The organism is Butyricicoccus porcorum, from assembly GCF_002157465.1.
Lineage (GTDB): Bacteria > Bacillota > Clostridia > Oscillospirales > Butyricicoccaceae > Butyricicoccus_A > Butyricicoccus_A porcorum.
The window spans coordinates 151,263-170,207 of record NZ_NHOC01000002.1 but is presented as its reverse complement, the minus strand read 5'-3'; the positions used below and the strand labels follow the sequence as shown (position 1 = coordinate 170,207).

General features: G+C 54.5%; 19 protein-coding genes. 5 read left to right on the top strand and 14 right to left on the bottom strand.

Features of this window, described 5'->3' with window-relative positions; all coding sequences use genetic code 11:
• Positions 1 to 189 precede the first annotated feature (189 nt).
• The 10 genes from CBW42_RS02170 to CBW42_RS02125 form a co-directional block, all read right to left on the bottom strand.
• The gene (locus CBW42_RS02170; RefSeq protein WP_087017302.1) at positions 190 to 693 is read right to left on the bottom strand and encodes a hypothetical protein; all 504 of its coding nucleotides are present in this window, start codon (positions 691 to 693) and stop codon (positions 190 to 192) included.
• Between the two features lie 49 nt (positions 694 to 742).
• Entirely contained in the window at positions 743 to 1,156 is a 414-nt protein-coding gene (locus CBW42_RS02165) for an EamA family transporter (protein ID WP_087017301.1), read from the bottom strand.
• Between the two features lie 94 nt (positions 1,157 to 1,250).
• Entirely contained in the window at positions 1,251 to 1,865 is a 615-nt protein-coding gene (locus CBW42_RS02160; RefSeq protein WP_087017299.1) for a J domain-containing protein, read from the bottom strand.
• Positions 1,852 to 2,730, bottom strand: a complete 879-nt coding sequence (locus CBW42_RS02155) for a DUF5685 family protein (RefSeq protein ID WP_087017297.1) — start codon at positions 2,728 to 2,730, stop codon at positions 1,852 to 1,854. The genes CBW42_RS02160 and CBW42_RS02155 overlap by 14 nt, the downstream gene beginning before the upstream one ends.
• Before the next feature lie 75 nt (positions 2,731 to 2,805).
• Positions 2,806 to 3,207 carry a SoxR reducing system RseC family protein gene (locus CBW42_RS02150; protein ID WP_087017295.1) on the bottom strand — a complete coding sequence of 134 codons (402 nt, stop codon included), beginning with the start codon at positions 3,205 to 3,207 and terminating at the stop codon, positions 2,806 to 2,808.
• 2 nt (positions 3,208 to 3,209) lie between these two features.
• Positions 3,210 to 4,817, bottom strand: coding sequence for an NAD(P)/FAD-dependent oxidoreductase (locus CBW42_RS02145; RefSeq protein ID WP_087017293.1), 1,608 nt, complete (start codon positions 4,815 to 4,817; stop codon positions 3,210 to 3,212).
• Positions 4,814 to 6,055, bottom strand: a complete 1,242-nt coding sequence (locus CBW42_RS02140; protein WP_087017290.1) for a CdaR family protein — start codon at positions 6,053 to 6,055, stop codon at positions 4,814 to 4,816. The genes CBW42_RS02145 and CBW42_RS02140 overlap by 4 nt, the downstream gene beginning before the upstream one ends.
• Positions 6,052 to 6,921, bottom strand: a complete 870-nt coding sequence (gene cdaA / locus CBW42_RS02135) for a diadenylate cyclase CdaA (protein ID WP_087017288.1) — start codon at positions 6,919 to 6,921, stop codon at positions 6,052 to 6,054. Before cdaA ends, CBW42_RS02140 begins: the two co-directional genes overlap by 4 nt.
• Positions 6,922 to 7,037: 116 nt before the next feature.
• Positions 7,038 to 8,198, bottom strand: a complete 1,161-nt coding sequence (locus tag CBW42_RS02130; RefSeq protein WP_087017285.1) for an aminotransferase class V-fold PLP-dependent enzyme — start codon at positions 8,196 to 8,198, stop codon at positions 7,038 to 7,040.
• Positions 8,195 to 8,422: a putative Se/S carrier-like protein gene (locus tag CBW42_RS02125; RefSeq protein ID WP_087017283.1), complete on the bottom strand. Its 228-nt coding sequence runs from the start codon at positions 8,420 to 8,422 to the stop codon at positions 8,195 to 8,197. Before CBW42_RS02125 ends, CBW42_RS02130 begins: the two co-directional genes overlap by 4 nt.
• Before the next feature lie 273 nt (positions 8,423 to 8,695).
• On the opposite strand from CBW42_RS02125, the gene CBW42_RS02120 reads away from it, so the two are divergent.
• Entirely contained in the window at positions 8,696 to 9,925 is a 1,230-nt protein-coding gene (locus CBW42_RS02120; protein WP_087017280.1) for an ATP-binding protein, read from the top strand.
• Between the two features lie 67 nt (positions 9,926 to 9,992).
• Here the strand turns inward: CBW42_RS02120 and CBW42_RS02115 are convergent, their stop codons facing one another.
• Complete coding sequence (locus CBW42_RS02115) at positions 9,993 to 10,454, bottom strand: Lrp/AsnC family transcriptional regulator (RefSeq protein ID WP_087017278.1); 462 nt, start codon at positions 10,452 to 10,454, stop codon at positions 9,993 to 9,995.
• A gap of 314 nt (positions 10,455 to 10,768) precedes the next feature.
• On the opposite strand from CBW42_RS02115, the gene CBW42_RS02110 reads away from it, so the two are divergent.
• The gene (locus CBW42_RS02110; protein ID WP_205703597.1) at positions 10,769 to 12,364 is read left to right on the top strand and encodes an acetamidase/formamidase family protein; all 1,596 of its coding nucleotides are present in this window, start codon (positions 10,769 to 10,771) and stop codon (positions 12,362 to 12,364) included.
• Positions 12,365 to 12,415: 51 nt separating this feature from the next.
• On the opposite strand, the gene CBW42_RS02105 is transcribed toward CBW42_RS02110, so the two are convergent.
• Positions 12,416 to 13,000 (bottom strand): TetR/AcrR family transcriptional regulator, encoded by a 585-nt coding sequence (locus tag CBW42_RS02105; RefSeq protein ID WP_087017274.1) that lies wholly within the window; start codon positions 12,998 to 13,000, stop codon positions 12,416 to 12,418.
• 211 nt (positions 13,001 to 13,211) lie between these two features.
• On the opposite strand from CBW42_RS02105, the gene CBW42_RS02100 reads away from it, so the two are divergent.
• The 3 genes from CBW42_RS02100 to CBW42_RS02090 are packed head-to-tail and all read left to right on the top strand — an operon-like array spanning position 13,212 to position 17,615.
• Positions 13,212 to 13,508 (top strand): hypothetical protein, encoded by a 297-nt coding sequence (locus CBW42_RS02100; protein WP_087017272.1) that lies wholly within the window; start codon positions 13,212 to 13,214, stop codon positions 13,506 to 13,508.
• Between the two features lie 17 nt (positions 13,509 to 13,525).
• A complete protein-coding gene (locus CBW42_RS02095; RefSeq protein WP_087017270.1) occupies positions 13,526 to 15,613 on the top strand; it encodes an efflux RND transporter permease subunit in 2,088 nt (695 codons plus the stop codon).
• 16 nt (positions 15,614 to 15,629) lie between these two features.
• A complete protein-coding gene (locus CBW42_RS02090) occupies positions 15,630 to 17,615 on the top strand; it encodes a hypothetical protein (RefSeq protein ID WP_087017268.1) in 1,986 nt (661 codons plus the stop codon).
• 85 nt (positions 17,616 to 17,700) lie between these two features.
• Here the strand turns inward: CBW42_RS02090 and CBW42_RS02085 are convergent, their stop codons facing one another.
• Together CBW42_RS02085 and CBW42_RS02080 are read right to left on the bottom strand one after the other, a co-directional pair.
• Positions 17,701 to 18,252, bottom strand: a complete 552-nt coding sequence (locus tag CBW42_RS02085; RefSeq protein WP_087017779.1) for a nitroreductase family protein — start codon at positions 18,250 to 18,252, stop codon at positions 17,701 to 17,703.
• Positions 18,253 to 18,305: 53 nt separating this feature from the next.
• Positions 18,306 to 18,824, bottom strand: a complete 519-nt coding sequence (locus tag CBW42_RS02080) for an O-acetyl-ADP-ribose deacetylase (protein ID WP_087017266.1) — start codon at positions 18,822 to 18,824, stop codon at positions 18,306 to 18,308.
• Positions 18,825 to 18,945 lie beyond the last annotated feature (121 nt).

Sequence of the window (18,945 nt, the reverse complement as noted above, 5' to 3'; positions counted from 1 at the left end):
CATTGTGATCTATGCTAGTTTTATATATAGGACGTATCTGAAAAGTCGAAAATTTTGACTATTTCTACAAATACGGGTCGCTTCCTCGTTAACAACACTTGAAATCCGGAAGGATTCCCGCATGTTGTTGTCTCGAATCGACCTCGTCTTTGCGAAATATTCGTCATTTTCTTGGTTTTCAGATAGCGCCTAGATATGCAACCGTTGAAATAGATAAACAATCAGTTTTGAGAAAACAATATCATACGCGGCAAAAACGAAGAGCACAGCCGGAAGGAACAGCCAGATATGGCTGGCGAGTACAGCCGGCACCATAGCAAGCACACTGTCAGCAAACAGGAACAGCAACGCAGAGACAATCCCGCAGAACAGCAGCTTGAGCACCCATTCCAACGGAAGGTTATGCAGGCGCTCGATCAGATTCTTCACCAGCGTATACGGGCCGAAAAAAGCCGCATACAGCAGTGCAATCTCCTTTGCCGGCACGATGAGCGCTGACAACAGTGCCGTCGCAATGACGGTCAGCAGGCCGTAAGCCAAATTGCCCTGTACAACAGTCAGCGCGGCGACAACACCGGCAATCGCCGTAAATGCAACCCACATGCCCGGCATCATCGACCCCATCATCAGGAAAAGAATGCCCAGCGCGGTCATCATCGCACAGAAAGTCAGAGTTTTTGTCTTGCTTTGCATAAATGGTCACATCCTTCTGTCTTTCAAAAAAATTTGGCTGGCAGCATATCTATACCACCATGACCAGCGTCCCTGCCGTGATGAGCGCCGCACCGATCAGTGATTTCGCGGTCATTTTTTCATGCAGGAAAACAACGGCCAGCACCAGCGTGATAACTACGCTGAGCTTATCCACCGGCACAACCTTCGACGCCTCACCGATCTGTAACGCCCTATAATAGCACAACCATGATACACCGGTTGCCAGGCCGGATAAAATCAGAAAAATCCAGCTCTTTCTGCCGATTTGTGCAATTCCTCCCTGCGTATTGGTCAGAAAAACCATGCCCCATGCCATCAACAGCACAACTGCCGTGCGGATGGCGGTCGCCAGTGTGGAATTGACACCTTCAATCCCCACCTTCGCCAATATAGAGGTGAGTGCCGCAAAGATTGCGGACAGCAGTGCGAAGACAAACCACATTCCGTTATTCCTCCCGCTCATTTCATTCTCTCCCTATATCTCTGTTGATCTGTGAAAAAAGGACTGCCGTCCGGCAATCCCCTTCGCTTCTGAATCAGCAGCCTCCGCCTCCGCCGCAGCAATTGCACAGGCAGTTGAGGCACAGCATTTGCGTACAGCAGTCCATGGCATCGTTCTGCTGCATCGGACGGTACCCGCCATAGGCAGAGCTGTTGCTCAGCATGCTCTGCATACGGCGGTATTCCGTGTTATTCGGTGCCATCGTGCACGCCTGATTGATCTCCTGCATCGCCTCATCAAACCAGCCCTTTCGGTAGCAGACCGCTGCGCGCAGATAATGCCATTCGGCATCGCGCTGTGAAATGCGGGAGAGCAGTTCCTCTGCCATGCCGATATTGCCGACATTGATCGCATTGCGCACCTGATTGTAAATACCGGCGTTTGTCCCACTGTAGCCGCCATAGCTTCCGCTGTAGCCACCCTGCTGGGTGTAGCTCTGCCCGCTGGAGGAAGCTCCTCCATTCTGACGCTGTTTCATGATGGTATCATAGGCGTCATTGATCTCCTGCATTTTTTCCTTTGCAAGATCTGCAAGCGGGTTATCGACATAGTTGTCGGGGTGATATTTGCGTGCGAGGTCGCGGTATGCCCGCTTGACCTCATCATCCGAAGCCGACGGCGAAACGCCGAGTACTTTATAAGGATCCATGCCTGTTCTTTCCTCCGTGATTTGTAAACGTGCCATTCAGTACCTGCCGTGTGATTTCCGGCAGACCCTGGCACAATATATTCTCTATTATCCCCGCGTCCCGGTACGGACGCAGCAAAACATATGCGTGATACGACGCCGCCAGCGATTGCAGCAGCGTGTGATTCATGGCCTCTCTGACCGGTTCAATGGACGGCTGTGTGAGCTGCCAGCGCAGAACAACCGGGTTATAGCTGCCGGACTGGAAATCCTCCGCCACATCATCGCAGGCGTCAATTAAGTAAATCCATCTTCCGGTGTGATAAAACATCTCTTCCAAAATACGGCTGTCTGCGCTGTAATCCGCAACAGCCGCGCGCAGAATACGTGCAAATGCGTCCGCCGGGCGGTCAAGGGAGGCTGTTTTCTGCCGTTCCAGCTGCCCGAGCTCGTCGAGACATGTCCGTGTGCACACGTCAAACGCAGGCAGGTCACGCGCTGCCTTGCGATATCCACGCCGCAGCAGAAATTGCAGGGCGCGTGCGCCGAGCCGTTTGAACCCGCGCTCATCGTGCGCATTGTCCTCCAGCTTATGCCACGACAGAATGACGCTCACCGCTGCCGCGCGGCGCATGCCATCGCTCTCTGCCGCACAGGTGCGGCGGCGCAGCGGGTGCATGATACACCGTTTTTTGCAGCTTCCGCCCTCTTCCTCCAGCGCACACAGTACCAGCGCCAGATAGGTACAGTCATAGCTGTGCATGACTGTCTGAAGCAGCCCATAATGGCTGCGGATGGTATGGCAAAGCCCGCAATAGACGCTCTGGAAGCGCTCCCATTCGCGAACCTTCAGCTCGCCGCGCAGCGGGCGGACAAATCCGAACATGCTTCACCTCACTGATACATTTTACTGTATCTTGCCAAAGAATACAAGGCTGACGCAAGTGTCAGCCCTGAAAGTTTACAATTTTGAAATAGTATACACCGGCTTTTTATCCTTCTGCCGGTCGTTCACTTTTTTCGCGGCAAAGATGCCGCCAAAGAAGCCGATGCCGCCCCACAGCCCCGGAATCGGGAGCGAAAGCACGGCAGCAACGCCGTAAAGGGCAAAGAACAACACAACCGGAACGACATAGAGCACGGCTGCCAGACCGAGTACCTGCTTCGAGCTGCCGGTAATCATGACCGCTTCACCGACCTCTGCGCCAATGGAATTGTCTGCAATCACCAGAATCGGCTTGGAAACAATCTCGCCGCAGCCGCCGCAGTTGGAGCAGTCATGCCCACAGGCTGTCTGCCGCGACACTTGCAATTCCGCCTGATTGTCCGGCAACAGGCGCTTGACAACAGCAATCTGCTGCATATTTAATCTCTCCTTTCCTCGAGAGGACAAAAATTCTGTAAAATTTCCTGTGCGCAGCCGATGCCATCCACCGCCGCACTCAGGATACCGCCTGCATAGCCCGCGCCTTCGCCGCACGGGATAAGGCCGGAAATCTGCCTGCTATGGCGGTTTTCCAACCGTGTGATGCGCACCGGCGAGCTCGTGCGCGTTTCCGGACCGGTGAGCAGCGCATCCGCCGCATCAAAACCGCGAATTTTTCTGCCGAATACACGGAGCCCGCCCTGCATCTGCCGCACAACAAAATCCGGCAGAATGCCCTCCAGCGTACCGTACTGCACGCCGAGCGGATAAGTCGGACGGACTTTGCCCGCGCGACGGGTGATCGTCCCGTCCAGAAAATCGCCGATCCGCTGGCACGGCGCCTGATAGTTCCCAGTCACCCGGAAGGCCTGCCGCTCTATCTGGCGCTGGAAGGCCACACCGCCGAGCGCATCCGCTGTTGGGAAATCCGACGGGTCAACTGACACGACAATGGCGGAATTTGCATTGCGCCCATCGCGGGCATGATAGCTCATGCCGTTGGTCACAATCGAATCCGGCTCGCTCTGTGCTGCGACGACCTGCCCGCCGGGACACATGCAGAAGGAATAACACGCGCGCCCGTTCTCGCGGTGCGACAGCGTGTATTCTGCCGGTGGCAGAGCCGGATGCCCCGCGAGCTTACCGAACAGGCCGCGGTCGATGTCGCGCTGCAAATGCTCGATGCGCGCACCAACCGAAAACGGCTTGGGTTCAAAATACACACCCTGTGCATGCAGCTGTTCAAAGGTGTCGCGTGCACTGTGCCCGATTGCAAGAATCAGTCGTTCACATGGAAGTTCCTGCCCGTCCACAACCGCCGCTGCCAGCGCGCCGCCGCGCTGGATCATACCGGTCAGCGCACAGCCGAAACGCACTTCACCGCCCATGCGGATGATATCCTCCCGCATCCGACGCACGACCTGCTTGAGGATATCCGTGCCGATATGCGGCTTCGCACGACACAAAATCTCCTCCGGTGCGCCGTGCGCGACAAATGTGCGCAGCACAAACTCGCTCAACGGATCGTTGATGCGCGAGGTCAGCTTGCCGTCGGAATACGCACCCGCACCGCCCTCACCGAACTGGATGTTGCTGCACGGATCAAACGCACCGCCTGCGGCAAAGGCTTCTACTGCGCGGTCACGGCTGTCAATCGCCTGCCCGCGTTCGATGACAAGCGGCCGGTAGCCGTTTTTTGCCAGCACATATGCGGCAAACAGCCCGCCGGGGCCAAAGCCTACAACGACCGGGCGGTGTTCCAGCCGCTGTGTTCCCGTCGGGACTGGCTCCTGAACCGGTTTTTTCAGCCGCACATCCGGCTTTCCAATGCGCTGCACGGCGGCGGCTTCTGCGTCTGCACTGTCCAGCTCCAGCAGGACGGACAGCACGCGTGTGATGCGTCCGCGCCGTGCATCAATCGACGCACGGTAGAGGTGTGCCCGCCTGACTGCACTGCCGGACAGCTCACATTTTTTCCGCGCCGCCGCAAAGGCATCCTCCTCAGATGCCTCCAGCGGAAGGCGGATATTTCCAACTAAAATACTCATGATCCTTCTGATGTTTTCCGTGTAATGCGTACCGTGACGCTGTAGGTGCCGATGACGGTAGAACCATCCGGGCTGCTGATTGTCGCGCCGATGGTGTGCTGTCCGTCGGACAGATCCTGCGATGCGATTTCCGCCACTGCGCTGATGTCATCGGCGTCGATGGAATCGAGCAGCTTCTGCGACCCGCTCAGTGTGACCTCCAGCGATTCGGTCTCCAGTGTTACCTCTGCGGTATCGTCTTTCTTGATATCGTCCAGGCTGATATCTGTGATGGTAAATTTCTTTGTCGCGGCATCGTTAATGGAAACTGTGACAGTCGCCGTCGTCGGCTGTCCGGCGTTAAGTGAAACGCCGGTCGGCACGCTGATATCAAAATCATAGGTGTCGCCGTTTTCCGCCGTGTTGACATTGATCGCGCCCAGCGTGATGGAATCGATATCCTTCACGGTCGCCGGATCGCCGATGATCTCCACTTCCTTCGGCGAAATGGTCGCTGTGACATCAGTTCCCGCATCCTCTGGCGAGAATGTCACCTGAAGCGGAACCTTTTTTACCTGCTTAACCGGAATGGTCACAGTAATGCTGGCGACGTTGCGCGAAATATTGTTGCTGTCGACTGCGTCGCCGTTTTTATCCACCAGCTTGTAGGAATAATTATCGGTCAGCGTCTGTTTCAGCTTTTTGGTGTTGATATTGATGACGGCAGAGGAAACCTTATCCAGTTCGGTCTCCGGTCCGGTGATCTCTACGGACTCCGTAGACAGCGATGCCTCTTCAAATACATAGCCATCCGGCGCGTCGTTGGAATATTTGACCGTGACTGGGACAGTCTTGGATTCTATACGGTCGACTGTGATCGTAATGGTCTCCGGTGTGCGCCCGACACAGGTCATGCCACTTTCCGGGAGAATAACATGATACGGGATCTCATACGTGCCCGGTGCCGTGATGGTGTCGGTCAGATCCGCCTTCACCTTAATCTGCGACACGGTCAGCGTCGCAAGGCGATTGCTCGAACCGGATACCTTGACATCAACGGTTGCATCCGCGCCGCTGATGAGCTTGAGGTTATAGGAATTGTACAACTCATCCACACCAGTGAGCTGTACGGAGAGATTTTTATATTCCAGCGTTCTCGTCGGGTTCTGAATGCCCATGAAGTAGCTCCACAGGATAACCGCGGCAATAATCGAGAGCAGCTTGGTAAAAATATCATGCTTTACAATCCAGTTTTTCATCGTTTCTTCCCCCCGAAGCCCTGGATTTTATCCATGATTTTCGCAAGAACAGTCATTTCCTCGTGCTGCTGCTCCAATTCCTCCTTGACCAGAAGCTCCGTGCGCAGGATCTCATCCAGCTGCTCCGGCACAAGATGGCGCTGGAGCTGTCCGTCAATTGCAATGGAAATGGAGCCGGTCTCCTCCGACACGACCAGACTGACTGAATCGGCATTCTCGCTCATGCCGACCGCGGCGCGATGGCGTGTGCCCAGCTCCTTTGCGAGGTTGGGGTTGGGGGACAGCGGAAGCACACAGCCTGCGGCGTGCACCCGCCCGCCGCGGATAATCATCGCACCGTCATGCAGAGGTGCACCCTCATAGAAAATGTTGCGCACCAGCTCGTCCTTGACATCCGCATTGACAATGGTACCCGTGCGGATGACATCCTCCAGACTCTCCTTGCGCTCAAAAATAATCAGCGCGCCGGTGCGTGACCACGACATTTCCGAACAGGCATGTACAATCTCGAGAACCGCCTTTTCCTCCACCGGAATGGTATCATTGCGCAGCATCAGCGACGACAGCTTGCTTTTGCCGACACGCTCCAGCACACGCCGCAGCTCCGGCTGGAACACAATGGCAATGACCAGAATGCCCCACGTCAGCACGGTCTGGAACAGATAGTTGACCATTGTAAGCTGGAGGATGTTGGAGATCCACATGGCGACGATCAAGACAATGACGCCGCGGATAATGCGGGCGGAGCTCGTTTCCCGTACCAGTTTTACGACCTGATAGATGAGAAACGAGACCACCGCAATATCAATGATATCGGAAACCGTAATCGATGTTAAGTTTTGCCACAGCAGTAAAATGGAATCCATAAATCAGTTGATTCTCCCAGTTCCTGCATATAAATGCAGGTTTGTTTATCAAGATATGCATGAAACAATCCATGCGTATTTTTATTGTACCACAACTCCGACAAGGTGTGAATAGCCTACTCCAAATTTTGCGTCGATTCTTTTCCGCTTATCACAGCAATCCGGGCTGCAAACCGTCTCATTTGATGCTCTGTCTGGAACCAGCCGGGCGAAATCCGCACGGTTCCGGTGCGCTCTGTCCCCGCTGTTTTGTGCGCAAGCGGCGCACAATGCAGCCCTGCGCGGACACAGATATTCTGCTCCGCCAGACGCTGTGCGACGGTTTCGACGGGGAGCTGGCGGCTGTAAAATGACAGAACACCGGTCTGTCGATTCATATCGGGCGAGACAAACGACACGATACCCGGAATTTGCCGCAGTTCCTCCGCTGCAATGCGGCACAATGCGCGTTCATGTCGCAAAATTTCTTGCTCACCGAGCCGCTGTACAAATTTCATGCCTTCAAACAGTCCGGCGACACCTGCAATGTTCTGCGTGCCGCTTTCCAGCCGGTCGGGCAGGAAGTCCGGCATTTCCGTCTGTTCTGACCGGCTGCCCGTTCCGCCGGGCAGCAGTGGGTACGGCATGTCATCCGACAACCACAACAGCATACCGGTCCCCGGCGGGCCATACAGTCCCTTGTGCCCAGGCATACAGACCGCTGCCAGACTGGGCAGCTTCGACACATCAATGGGCAGCACACCTGCCGACTGCGATGCGTCGAGAATCAGCGGAATGCCCGCTTCCGCCAGCAGAAGGTCAAGCTGCTCCAGCGGCTGGATATAGCCGAATACATTGGAAATATGGCACAAAACAAAGCAGTCCGCACCGTCTTCGATGGCTTTTTTCGCTGACTCAAGCAGCAGCTCATCGTTCCAGAGCTCGCCCTTCAAAATCGTCAGCCGTTTGTTTCCCTGTCTGACAATGTCAATCACCGGGCGCAAAACAGCGTTATGTTCAAACGGTGAAATGGCAAAATGCCTGCATTCCTGCATCGAATGCAGCGCAAGGCACAATGCATGTGTTGCGTTGAACGTAAATACCACGCGGCGCGGATCCTCCATTCCGAACAGCTCTGCCGCCAGCGCACGCGTGTCATATAATATTTCTGCGCCTGTCATCGCCGGGAAATGGGCACTGCGCCCTGCGCCCGCCGCATGCCCCATCGCCCAGCGCGCTGCACTCCCGACCGCCGGCGGCTTCTTCAGCGTTGTCGCTGCGTTGTCCAGATAAATCATCCGCCATCCTCCCAGCTCCAGACATCGGGCGGCATGTCTGCCAGGCAATCTGCCGCCCAATCAGATGCCTGTGTTTCTATTTCAAGCCCCCAGGAACAGGAACGCACCTTCGGCGAACGCGGCGGGCGCGCAAGTCTTGCGTCAATGCCGCATGCGGACAGCTTCCGCGAAAGAAGCAGCGCCTCGCTCTGGGAGCGGCACAGAATCATTCGACTCTGTTTCATCCTACGCACCTCCGAAATTCTTTCTCTTTCCAGTATAGGATGCAGCGGCATATTTTGTGCCTGTCCCCCTGCGCTGCCATGCGGCTTCCGAAACGGCGACGACACCGCCATCTGCGCGGAGAATCACATAAAACGAGCTTCTTTTATACAAATCAGCGACAAATTGAGCGTGAAGCTGCCGTTTTCTATATCTCATTGCCCTTGCAAAGCATATTGCTTTGTGTTATCGTTAAATACGAACAAAATTGATGCAATATGAGGTGACAGATACCTATGTTAACCAGTTCTTCCCTCCGCCTGCGCACCGAAGCGATGACCATTCTCGGCGGCCTGCGCAGTACGGATGTTTTTTCTGTCTATGCGGATGCGCTGTCCGCGCTGGACGATTCTCCGGCTGCCTTCTGCCGGAGCTATGCGCGCCTGTGCCAGTTCCACTACACCCATGGTGACCTTGGCAAGCTGTTTGCGCGCGAGATCCACTATGATACCAATGTCCTGACCCAGAGTGTGGACAAGCCGGTTTCTGACGATGTGCGCGCCGCTGCGGATTTCGACCTGTATACAATCAACTCACTCATTTCCCTCTCGGGCTCGGATTTTCTGGACTTTGCCCGCAAGGCTTACCGCAGCTGCGCCGACCTGTTCGACGCCCTGCCGGGCTTCTCTGCCGGCACACCGCTGCCGTTCGGCAACTGCGAAGGCCTGCTCCAGATGTACCGCAAAAAGGGCTCAGGTTACTTCGCCCGCGCAAATGCCTTCACCATTATCGACGGCATGCCGCAGCCGATTGCCAATCCCGACCCCATCCGCCTGTCCGACCTCAAGGGATATGCGGTACAGAAAAAAGCCATCCGCGACAACACATTGTCGCTGCTCGCCGGCAAAAATGCCAACAACATCCTGCTCTACGGCGACAAGGGCTGCGGCAAATCGTCGACTGTCAAGGCGATCGCCAATGAATATGCCGACCGCGGCCTGAAAATCATCGAAATGCCAATGGATCAGATCAAACAGTTCCCGGCAATCTGCTCGATGATCGAACGCAGTCCGTTCACCTTCATTCTGTTCCTCGACGATCTGTCGTTTACGGCAGAGGATGAGCGGTTTGTCGCTCTGAAGGCATTTATCGAAGGCGGCGTGGCAGGCAAGCCGCACAACATGGCGATTTATGCGACGTCTAACCGCCGCCATATTATCCGTGAAAACTTCTCCGACCGCAACGGTGACGATGTCCATGTCCGCGACGCGATGCAGTCCGCTTCCTCGCTGTCCGACCGCTTCGGCATTGAAATCACCTTCTCGAATCCGGTTAAGAACGAGTATCTTTACATCGTTGACCGTCTCGCCGAGGACTACGGTCTGGATCTTCCGGAGGAGCGCCTCCACCTGCTGGCAGAGCGCTTCGCCATCCGCAAGAATGGCCGCTCCCCGCGCACCGCACGCCAGTTCATCACACACCAGCTCGCGCTGGAAAACGGCGACAAGGAAACAGAAGAAAACTGATCTTTTCTGCAATGCAATGCGCCCCTCCCGTCAGGCCGACAGGAGGGGCGCTGTTTTTTTGTGTTCGTTATAATTTCAATCCGATGATATCTTTATATCGCTTGAGGATGACCGAGGTGTCCAGCTTTACCAGGCCGGGCAGCTGATACAGCACCTCATTGATAAAGGTTTCATTTTCCTCCTGCGAGGATGTAACTGCGTGGACATGCAGGCGGGAATTTCCGCTCAGATGGTACAGCTTTGTGACCTCCTCGCAGTTCATCAGAATATCGACAGCCTGCTGGAAGCATTCCGGGCGCACCTCTACGTCAAAATAGGTCGAAATCGTCCGCCCCATAATTTTGGTGGGATCGACAATGATACAGTATTCCTCAATGACGCCACTTTCTTCCAACGCCTGAATGCGCGCCTTCACAGCGACGCGCGACAGTCCAACCTGCTCCGCGAGATCGACATAGGAGATGCGCGCATTGTGTGTCAGAATCTCAATAATTTTCCGATCGATATCATCCAAACCGCTCAGATACATGTGTTAGTTCCTCCACCTTTCAGATACTGTTATTATACCGAATTTATGCTGTAAAAGCAATTCTTTCGTCCTCAACAAAAAGAAGTACTTTTCTTACATTTCAGGAAGTATTTAGGAGTATATGTCGACAAAACGATTGTGTATAATGTCAAAATGTATCGAAATCACAAAATTTTTTCTCGTATATTCTGCGAATTGCACAGTCTGCCTGCATTTTGTATACTGGTTACAGACAAAGAGGTCTACGAAAGCGCGCATCGTAGACCTCTGTTTTTTTACACAAAAACCAACTGGCATGAAAAAGGATGAATATGATGAATTACAGACGATTGACAGCAATGCTGCTGGTGTCCGGCCTGCTGACCGGCGCTGTAGCAGGCTGCGGCAGCAGCACCCAGACAACGGACAGCGGCTCCGGTACCACTGCACAGACAGCTGCACAGGACGACACCTTTGAAATCCTTCAGACCAAGGACGACGGCACGATCATGGGCGACTACTATGTCGGCTCGAATGAAGACACCATCAACTGGGGCCGCCTGCCAAACCGCGATACGGAACCGGTTCTGACGGTGGAATCGGGCAGCACGGTCACGTTCGACACGGTATCTCACGAGGGTCTGCTGGAAGATCAGGGACGCGACGCACTGGAATATTTCACAAGTCAGGGTGTATCCGAGGATGAAATCCTGACCGACGCCATCAATATCACTGACTCTGACATCGCGCACGATTTCCTCGAAGACGGCCCGCACATCGTCACCGGCCCGGTTGAGGTCGAGGGCGCAGAGCCGGGTGACGTCCTGAAGGTCGAGGTGCTCGACCTCCAGCCGCGCGTTCCGTATGGCGTCATCTCCAACCGCCATTACAAGGGTGCACTGCCGGACGAATTCCCCGAAAACTCCCCGCGCTATGATGACGCTTCCGCAGAGGAACCGGAAAAGTACGGCGATGTCTCCAAGTTCGCTCCCATCAAGAAAGTTGATGATGTCTGGTGTTCCTATTACGAGGTAGACGGCAAAGAAGTCACCTATGAGCTCGACCCGTTCCTCGGCATCATGGGTGTTGCCACTGACACGGAGGAAATGCTCAGCTCGGTTCCGCCGACGGAGCAGGGCGGCAACCTCGATATCAACGAGCTGGGGGAAGGCTCTACGCTGTACCTGCCGATTGAGGTAGAAGGTGCAATGTTCTACACCGGCGACCCGCATTTTGCACAGGGTGACGGCGAGGTTGCGCTGACCGCACTGGAAGGCTCCCTGCGCGGCACGGTTCGTCTGACCGTCCTCAAGAATGGTTCGGAAGAAATTGTCGGCGACAGCGAGAACTTCACTCAGCCGTTCGGTGAAACCGAAGATTATTGGATTCCGATCGGTCTGGATGAGGATCTGGACGAGGCCATGAAGGAAGCCTGCCGTGAGTCCATCGACTTCCTCAACGAACAGCTTGGCGTTGACCGCGACATGGCATACGCTTACCTGAGCGCCGCAACCGACTATGAAGTTTCCCAGGTTGTCGACAAGACCAAGGGCATCCATGCACTTATCAAGAAGACGGACTTCATCAACCTGCTGGACATCAACCTGACCGCCGGAGATACAAAACAGGATGTCGCGGTCATCGACCGCACGTTCTACACTCCGCTGGAAGACACTGTGAAGGCGCTGGGCGGCTCGGTCAAATGGAATGGTGACACCGCAACCGTCACGCTCGGCTCAGTTGAAGCCACAATGACCAAAAACAGCAACATTTACTATTCCAACGGTGCAAAGGTCGTACAGGATAGCGCCCTTGTCGAGCAGGACGGTACGGTTCTGATTCCGGTGCAGGCCCTGAACGAGGTTCTGAATGCCGCTGTCAACTGGTCGACTGTCGGCAAGAGCCTGAACGGCGTTGTAACTGCCAAGTAAACAAGCCCCCGCAAGCCAAAAGCGTGCGTTTCCGCAGGGAAGCGCACGTTTTTATAATCCCTGCTTTTCCGCCTCGCGGAGCGACGCCAGAATGGAGGAACGCAGGATTGTTGTGATATAGGTCAGCGCCTGATCCCGATCCCACTTCTGCCCCGGGCGGAATGATTCAATCAGGACGCCCGCCAGTGCTTCCGTAAACAGCTCGCACAGGAACTGCCGGAATTCGTCCGAGGTGTGCGTGCCGTATTCGCGTTCGATGCCGTCGACCATCATATGTGCAATGCCAATGAAATCCTGATAGAAAAACCTCTTGAGTCCCGTCCGGCCAACGGAATCCACCGCACAATTCAAAATGTGCTTGTTCTTGTCTACATAATCCATGACAAAGGCAATCGCGTCGCGGTAATCAACGAGAAGGTCGAACTGTTTGAACACCTCGATGGCCTCCTGCTCCAGCATCCACTTGAGCAAGTCATACACGTCCTCAAAGTGGCAATAAAACGTCTTGCGGTTGACGCCGCAGTCCCGTGTGATTTCGCTGACTGTAATTTTGGAAAACGGCTTGCTCTGCATCAGGTTTTTGAGCGATTCGGCAAGTGCCTTCTTGGTGCGCAGCATTGTCACATCATGTTTCATTGTGATACCTCCCGTTTTCGTTCTGTTTTATTTCTCTCCGTTCATTATACAGATGTCCGAAAAAGTTTCAACTGTCCGGCAAATGATTTTGCCCGTCAATATCACCTCATTTGTCCGTTTTTGCCACACCTGATGGTCGATTGCCCATTGCGGCACATCTGTGCGAACGGTACAATGGGAGCCGTCAAAGAAAGAAAAAGGGGAACACGATATGCCGCAATACCAATACCATGTGACGATGAAAACGCCGCTCGGGCCGCGAAACGGGCACCTTCTGCTGTCCATGCGCGGCGCACGTATCTACGGGACGCTCCGCATCCTCGGCTCCAGCAACACAGTCAGCGGCAGGCTTTTGCCGGACGGCTCGTGTACACTGGCCGGGAAAATACAGACACTTGTACGCACCATTCCGTACACCGCAGACGGACGCTATGATGCCGCGTCCATCGAACTGACCATACACGGGGAACGGAATACCATGCCGCTGCAAGGCACATCAATCCCCTGAAATGAAAGGAGAATACTATGCGGCGCTTTTATACTGCCATTGTGCGCCATCGAAAAGCTGTTTTGTGTCTGTTCGCCGTGCTGGCTGTGATCTGTGCCCTCTGTAAGCAGATGGTCTCTGTCAATTACGATATGAATGACTATCTCCCGGAGGACACCGCTTCCACGGTGTCGCTCGATGTGATGGAGGAGGAATTTTCCGGCGGCATCCCGAACGCGCGTGTCATGATTCACAATGTCTCTGTTCCGGAGGCATTGGAATACAAACAAAAGCTGTCAGAGGTCGACGGTGTGACCGATGTCATGTGGCTGGATGACGCCGCAGATGTCGCGCAGCCGCTGGAAACACTGGACGCAGATACCGTCGACACATACTACAAGGACAACACGGCGCTGTTTACCGTCACCATGGAAGAGCACAAGCGCGTAGCAGCGGTCGATGATATCCGTGCACGGATCGGCGACGACAATGCCATGAGCGGCACGGCGGTTTCCACCGCAGTCGCCACCACCAGCACAGTCAGCGAAATCTCAAAAATTGCTGCCTTTGCTGTCCTGCTTGTCCTGCTCATCCTGTTGCTGACCACAACATCATATATAGAACCTCTGGTCGTCCTGATCGGCCTCGGCATCGCAATCATCATCAACGCCGGCTCCAATCTGCTTTTCGGTGAAATTTCCTTCGTCACCAATGCCGCAGGAAATATTTTGCAGCTTGCTGTCTCGCTGGACTATTCGGTCTTCCTGCTGCACCGCTTCACGGAATGCCGGGAAAAAGCAGAAAATGTGGAGGAGGCGATGGTGAATGCGCTGTGCAAGTCTACCACATCCATTCTGTCGAGCGGTGCCACCACTGTCATCGGCTTTCTCGCGCTGTGCCTGATGCAGTTCCGCATCGGCCCGGATCTGGGTCTTGCACTCGCAAAAGGCATTGCCATCAGCCTGATTACGGTATTTACCTTCTCCCCCGCACTGATCCTGTCGGTATATCGCTGGATTGACAAAACCGAGCACCGCTCGTTCATGCCGGATTTCCACGGCTTTGGCCGCTTTGTCTACCGCGTCATGCTGCCGCTCGTGTGTGCATTCGTTCTGATTGTTGTACCGGCGAACCTTGCTTCCAGCCACAACGACTTTTACTACGGCTCTTCCCATATTTTCGGGCCGGAAACACAGCTCGGTGCTGATACAAAGGAAATGGAAGACATTTTCGGCAAACAGGATACCTATGTCGTACTGGTTCCAAAGGACAGCACCGCCACACAGGTAAAACTGTCCAACGAGTTACAGCAGCTGCCGCAGATATCCAGCATGATCTCCTATGTCGATGCCGCGGGCGCGGAAATCCCGACGGAATATCTGGATGAAGACACACTGTCGCAGCTGATTTCTGAGCATTACAGCCGTCTGGTACTCACCATCGACGCGGATTATGAAGTCGAAGAAACTTTTGAGCTGGTTCAGCAGATCCGTGATATTACAAACTCGTATTATCCTGACAGCTATTATCTCGCAGGCGAAGGTGTCAGCACCTACGACCTGATGACCACCGTCACGCAAGACATGAACAAGGTAAATCTCGTCGCAATTGCGGCAGTCTTCCTTGTGCTGGCGCTGACGATGGGATCTGTCATTCTTCCTGTGATTCTGGTCATCTGTATCGAAACCGCGATCTGGATCAACCTCGCCATTCCATATTTTATGGGTTCCCCGCTGTTCTACATTGCATATCTGATCATCAGCTCGATTCAGCTCGGCGCTACTGTGGACTATGCCATCCTGCTGACCGACCGCTATCAGGAATGCCGCCGAAAATATGATAAGAAGACCTCGATTGTTGAAACCATTTCGGCAGTCACAGTGTCCATTCTCACCTCCGGCATCACACTGGTCATCGTTGGCTTCCTGCTCGGCTTTATTTCCACACACGGCCTGCTGTCGCAGCTGGGTATCCTGCTCGGACGCGGTTCCCTGTGTTCCATCTTCAGCGTCCTGTTCGTCCTGCCGGGTCTGCTGTATCTGTTTGACGGCGTGATAGATCGAAAAAATAAAAAAAGCAAGCTGTACCGGCGGCATGAACAGCCGGATGCGCCGCTGACTGAATGAAAGGAGTCATGTTTCAATGAAATCATTATATAAAAGGGCGGTTTCCCTGACCATGTGCGCCGCACTGGCAACTTCGGCAGCACTCCCGGCATTCGCCGCCGACACAGAAAAATCCGGTAAGGACGAAGTCGTCTATGTCATGACCGACGCCGGCGGCAAGGTTTCCGGCGTGTATGTCGTCAATATCTTTGACGGCGGCAAAATGATCGACTACGGCGATTATTCCGACGTCAAGATGCTGACCACCGAGGATAAAATCTCGCAAAACGGCGATAAAATTACCTTTTCGTCCGATGCGGATCGCGTCTATTATCAGGGCACGCTCAAGAATACCACCATTCCATGGAACATCTCCATTCGGTACGATCTGGATGGCAAAGAATACCAGCCCGATGAGTTGGCCGGCAAAAGCGGTTCTCTGCGCATCCACCTGAAAATTACAGAAAACAAGTCGTATGAAGGCTATTTTTACGGCGATTACGCACTTCAGACGACATTTATGCTGGATACCCAAAAATGCTCCCGCATCAAGGCAGAGGATGCAACTATGGCGGATGTCGGCAGCGACAAACAGCTGTCCTACACCATCCTCCCCGGCAAAGGCATTGACACAGAAATCACAGCCGACGTCAAGGACTTCGAGATGGACGCTGTATCCATCAATGGCATCCGAATGAACCTCGATGTCGAGATCGATGACGAAGAGATGCTCAACCAGATCGGCGACCTGATCGACGGTATTGTTGATTTGAATACCGGTGCCATTGAGCTGAACGATGGCGCTGTCGAGCTCAAGGACGGCAGCGGATCGCTCAAAGACGGCGCAGCTGACCTGAGCAGCGGCGCGGCAGAGCTGGACAACGGTGTCAAAAAGCTGCAATCCGGCATCCGAACCGCACAGGCTGGCATGAAAAAGCTGGATGCACAGTCCGGAACACTTTCCTCCGGTTCCTCCCAGATGAAAAAAGCGCTGAATACGATCAATTCCTCGCTGTCCGACAGCGCAGTTTCCGCCGACAAAGTCAGTGAGCTGACAGCTGCCTCCGGCCAGATCAAATCTGCAATCTCTGAGATCACCGAAGGCGCAAACTCCCTCCAGTCTGCCATCAGTTATGAGGGCTATGCGGATGCCATGGCGAACAAAGGCATCCATATCAGCGGTCTGAGCGCCAAAGACGCGCAGGCAGCTTCCAGTCTGGGCGGCGTCATCGCCTCGCTCCAATCGGTTGCCGCCACGCTGGGCAGCTCGGAAGAATATGCAGCGCAGGCCGCAGTCATCCGCAGCCAGATCGGGCAGTTGGAATCCACACAGTCACTGATGCAGGCAAACGCCGCCGCACTTGCGGGTACAGAAGCCTACTTCAATGCACTGTCCGGCAAGGCTGGCGAACTGTATCAGGCTCTTGCACAGCTGGAAAAAAAGTATGCAGAATTTGACGCGACCATCCGCCAGATGAACGAACAGCTGGTTGCAATCGCGGACAACCTCACAGCCCTGACCAAGGCAGTCAATCAGGTAACCAGGCAGTATGAAAAGCTGGATGACGGCATTCAGGCATACACGGCCGGTGTTTCTCAGCTGGTTGCCGGCTACAGCGAGATTGTCGACGGTGTTGCAGATCTTGCCGTCGGCAGCAGCCAGCTGCGCACCGGCTCAAATGACCTGTACAGCGGCAGCAAATCGCTGTATAACGGCGTAGCTTCGCTGTGCGGCGGTGCTTCCCAGCTCGCAGACGGTACCACTGAGCTGCGCGGCCAGACCGACGGCATGGACAAAGAAGTTGAGGACAAAATCGACGAAATGCTCTCGTCTATTCAGGGCGGCGACGGTGACACGGTTTCTTTCGTTTCCAGTAAGAATACCGATGTCAATGCGGTTCAGTTCGTCATCAAGACGGATGCCATCGCACCTGCTGACGAGGAAGAGACCGAAGAGGAACCGGAGCCTGCCATGACCTTCTGGGATAAGGTGCTCAACCTGTTTGGCCTGTATGACAACTGACCAACTGACCCTTTCATTGATTATTTCACACAGAGAAATGCCGAAGCCAAAAAATCTGGCTTCGGCATTTTGCTTTTTCATCAAATTACCACTTGTTGAAGCTGCAAACCTCTTCGAGCGGCTTGCGCACCTTTGCGCGCGGCTCCTTGTCCTCTGCGCTGTAGCCGACAGCGAGAACCATGCGCACCTCATGTCCTTCCGGCACACCGAAATACTGCTCCATCTTCGCCTGATCGCACATACCCAGCACACAGGTCGACAGTCCCAGATCCATGGCCTCATAGCACATATTCATGGCGGCCATACCAATATCTCCCTGTGCAAAGCGCTGCGTATCGCCGTAGTATTCCTTTACTGCCGGCATGACCTTTGCAGGCTGCTCGACCAGCGCGATAAACGCCGGGACGCTGTCGCGCCACGGGCAGCCGGTTGCACCGCCCTCAACTACCAATGCGTCGCTCATCTTTGCCTTTGCCTCCGGCTCATCGATGATGATGAATTTCCACGGCTGCGCATTGCAGCCGCTCGGAGACAGACGACCCGCTTCGACAATCTTCAGCAGCTGCTCTCTCGAAACCGGCTTGTCCTGATAAGCGCGGCAGCTCTCACGCGCCTGTAATGCCTGCATAAAATCCATGAGATATCCCTCCTGTTTTTTGATTGCTTCTGTACGGTGAAACAGCGTGCGGCTCAATCGAGAAATTCCCGCGCCGCCGTGTCATATGCCCAATGCGTTTGGTCATCAAAACACACCATCGTCACGCGCTCCATATCCGGGTGTTCGTCCAGAAAATCCAAAATCGTGCGCACTGCGATGCGTGCCGCCTGCTCCAGCGGAAAATGATACACGCCAGTGCTGATCGATGGAAATGCCACGGTTCGGCAGCCATTCTCCCATGCGACAGTCAGGCTGTTGCGATAGCTGTTTTCCAACAGCTGCTCCTCTCCGGCGTGTCCGCCGCGCCAGATCGGCCCTGGTGTATGCACCACGTGCTTTGCTGGCAAACGATAGCCGCGCGTAATTTTCGCCTCGCCGGTCTTACAGCCATGCAGCGTGCGGCATTCTGCCAGCAGCTCCGGTCCTGCGGCGCGATGAATTGCGCCGTCTACACCGCCACCGCCCAGAAGCGTTGTATTCGCCGCGTTGACAATCGCATCGACGGCATAGGTTGTAATGTCCCCCTGTTCAATAAAAAACCGCTGTTTCATATTGTCCTCCTGTCATTGGTTGATCGATCTGAAAAGCTGTTCTATATCCTCTGTCCCTTATTTTACCACAGTCCGTGCCATCCTGCCACCGGATTCTCTCCCGAACGAAAAAACCGGCACG

Coding starts and splice junctions, on each gene's coding strand:
- CBW42_RS02170 (WP_087017302.1), bottom strand. CDS start 693: ATGCAAAGCAAGACAAAAACTCTGACTTTCTGTGCGATGATGACCGCG.
- CBW42_RS02100 (WP_087017272.1), top strand. CDS start 13,212: ATGCCGCAATACCAATACCATGTGACGATGAAAACGCCGCTCGGGCCG.
- CBW42_RS02160 (WP_087017299.1), bottom strand. CDS start 1,865: ATGGATCCTTATAAAGTACTCGGCGTTTCGCCGTCGGCTTCGGATGAT.
- CBW42_RS02105 (WP_087017274.1), bottom strand. CDS start 13,000: ATGAAACATGATGTGACAATGCTGCGCACCAAGAAGGCACTTGCCGAA.
- CBW42_RS02115 (WP_087017278.1), bottom strand. CDS start 10,454: ATGTATCTGAGCGGTTTGGATGATATCGATCGGAAAATTATTGAGATT.
- CBW42_RS02155 (WP_087017297.1), bottom strand. CDS start 2,730: ATGTTCGGATTTGTCCGCCCGCTGCGCGGCGAGCTGAAGGTTCGCGAA.
- CBW42_RS02145 (WP_087017293.1), bottom strand. CDS start 4,817: ATGAGTATTTTAGTTGGAAATATCCGCCTTCCGCTGGAGGCATCTGAG.
- CBW42_RS02120 (WP_087017280.1), top strand. CDS start 8,696: ATGTTAACCAGTTCTTCCCTCCGCCTGCGCACCGAAGCGATGACCATT.
- CBW42_RS02150 (WP_087017295.1), bottom strand. CDS start 3,207: ATGCAGCAGATTGCTGTTGTCAAGCGCCTGTTGCCGGACAATCAGGCG.
- CBW42_RS02140 (WP_087017290.1), bottom strand. CDS start 6,055: ATGAAAAACTGGATTGTAAAGCATGATATTTTTACCAAGCTGCTCTCG.
- CBW42_RS02125 (WP_087017283.1), bottom strand. CDS start 8,422: ATGAAACAGAGTCGAATGATTCTGTGCCGCTCCCAGAGCGAGGCGCTG.
- CBW42_RS02110 (WP_205703597.1), top strand. CDS start 10,769: ATGAATTACAGACGATTGACAGCAATGCTGCTGGTGTCCGGCCTGCTG.
- CBW42_RS02095 (WP_087017270.1), top strand. CDS start 13,526: ATGCGGCGCTTTTATACTGCCATTGTGCGCCATCGAAAAGCTGTTTTG.
- CBW42_RS02165 (WP_087017301.1), bottom strand. CDS start 1,156: ATGTGGTTTGTCTTCGCACTGCTGTCCGCAATCTTTGCGGCACTCACC.
- cdaA (WP_087017288.1), bottom strand. CDS start 6,921: ATGGATTCCATTTTACTGCTGTGGCAAAACTTAACATCGATTACGGTT.
- CBW42_RS02090 (WP_087017268.1), top strand. CDS start 15,630: ATGAAATCATTATATAAAAGGGCGGTTTCCCTGACCATGTGCGCCGCA.
- CBW42_RS02085 (WP_087017779.1), bottom strand. CDS start 18,252: ATGGATTTTATGCAGGCATTACAGGCGCGTGAGAGCTGCCGCGCTTAT.
- CBW42_RS02080 (WP_087017266.1), bottom strand. CDS start 18,824: ATGAAACAGCGGTTTTTTATTGAACAGGGGGACATTACAACCTATGCC.
- CBW42_RS02130 (WP_087017285.1), bottom strand. CDS start 8,198: ATGATTTATCTGGACAACGCAGCGACAACGCTGAAGAAGCCGCCGGCG.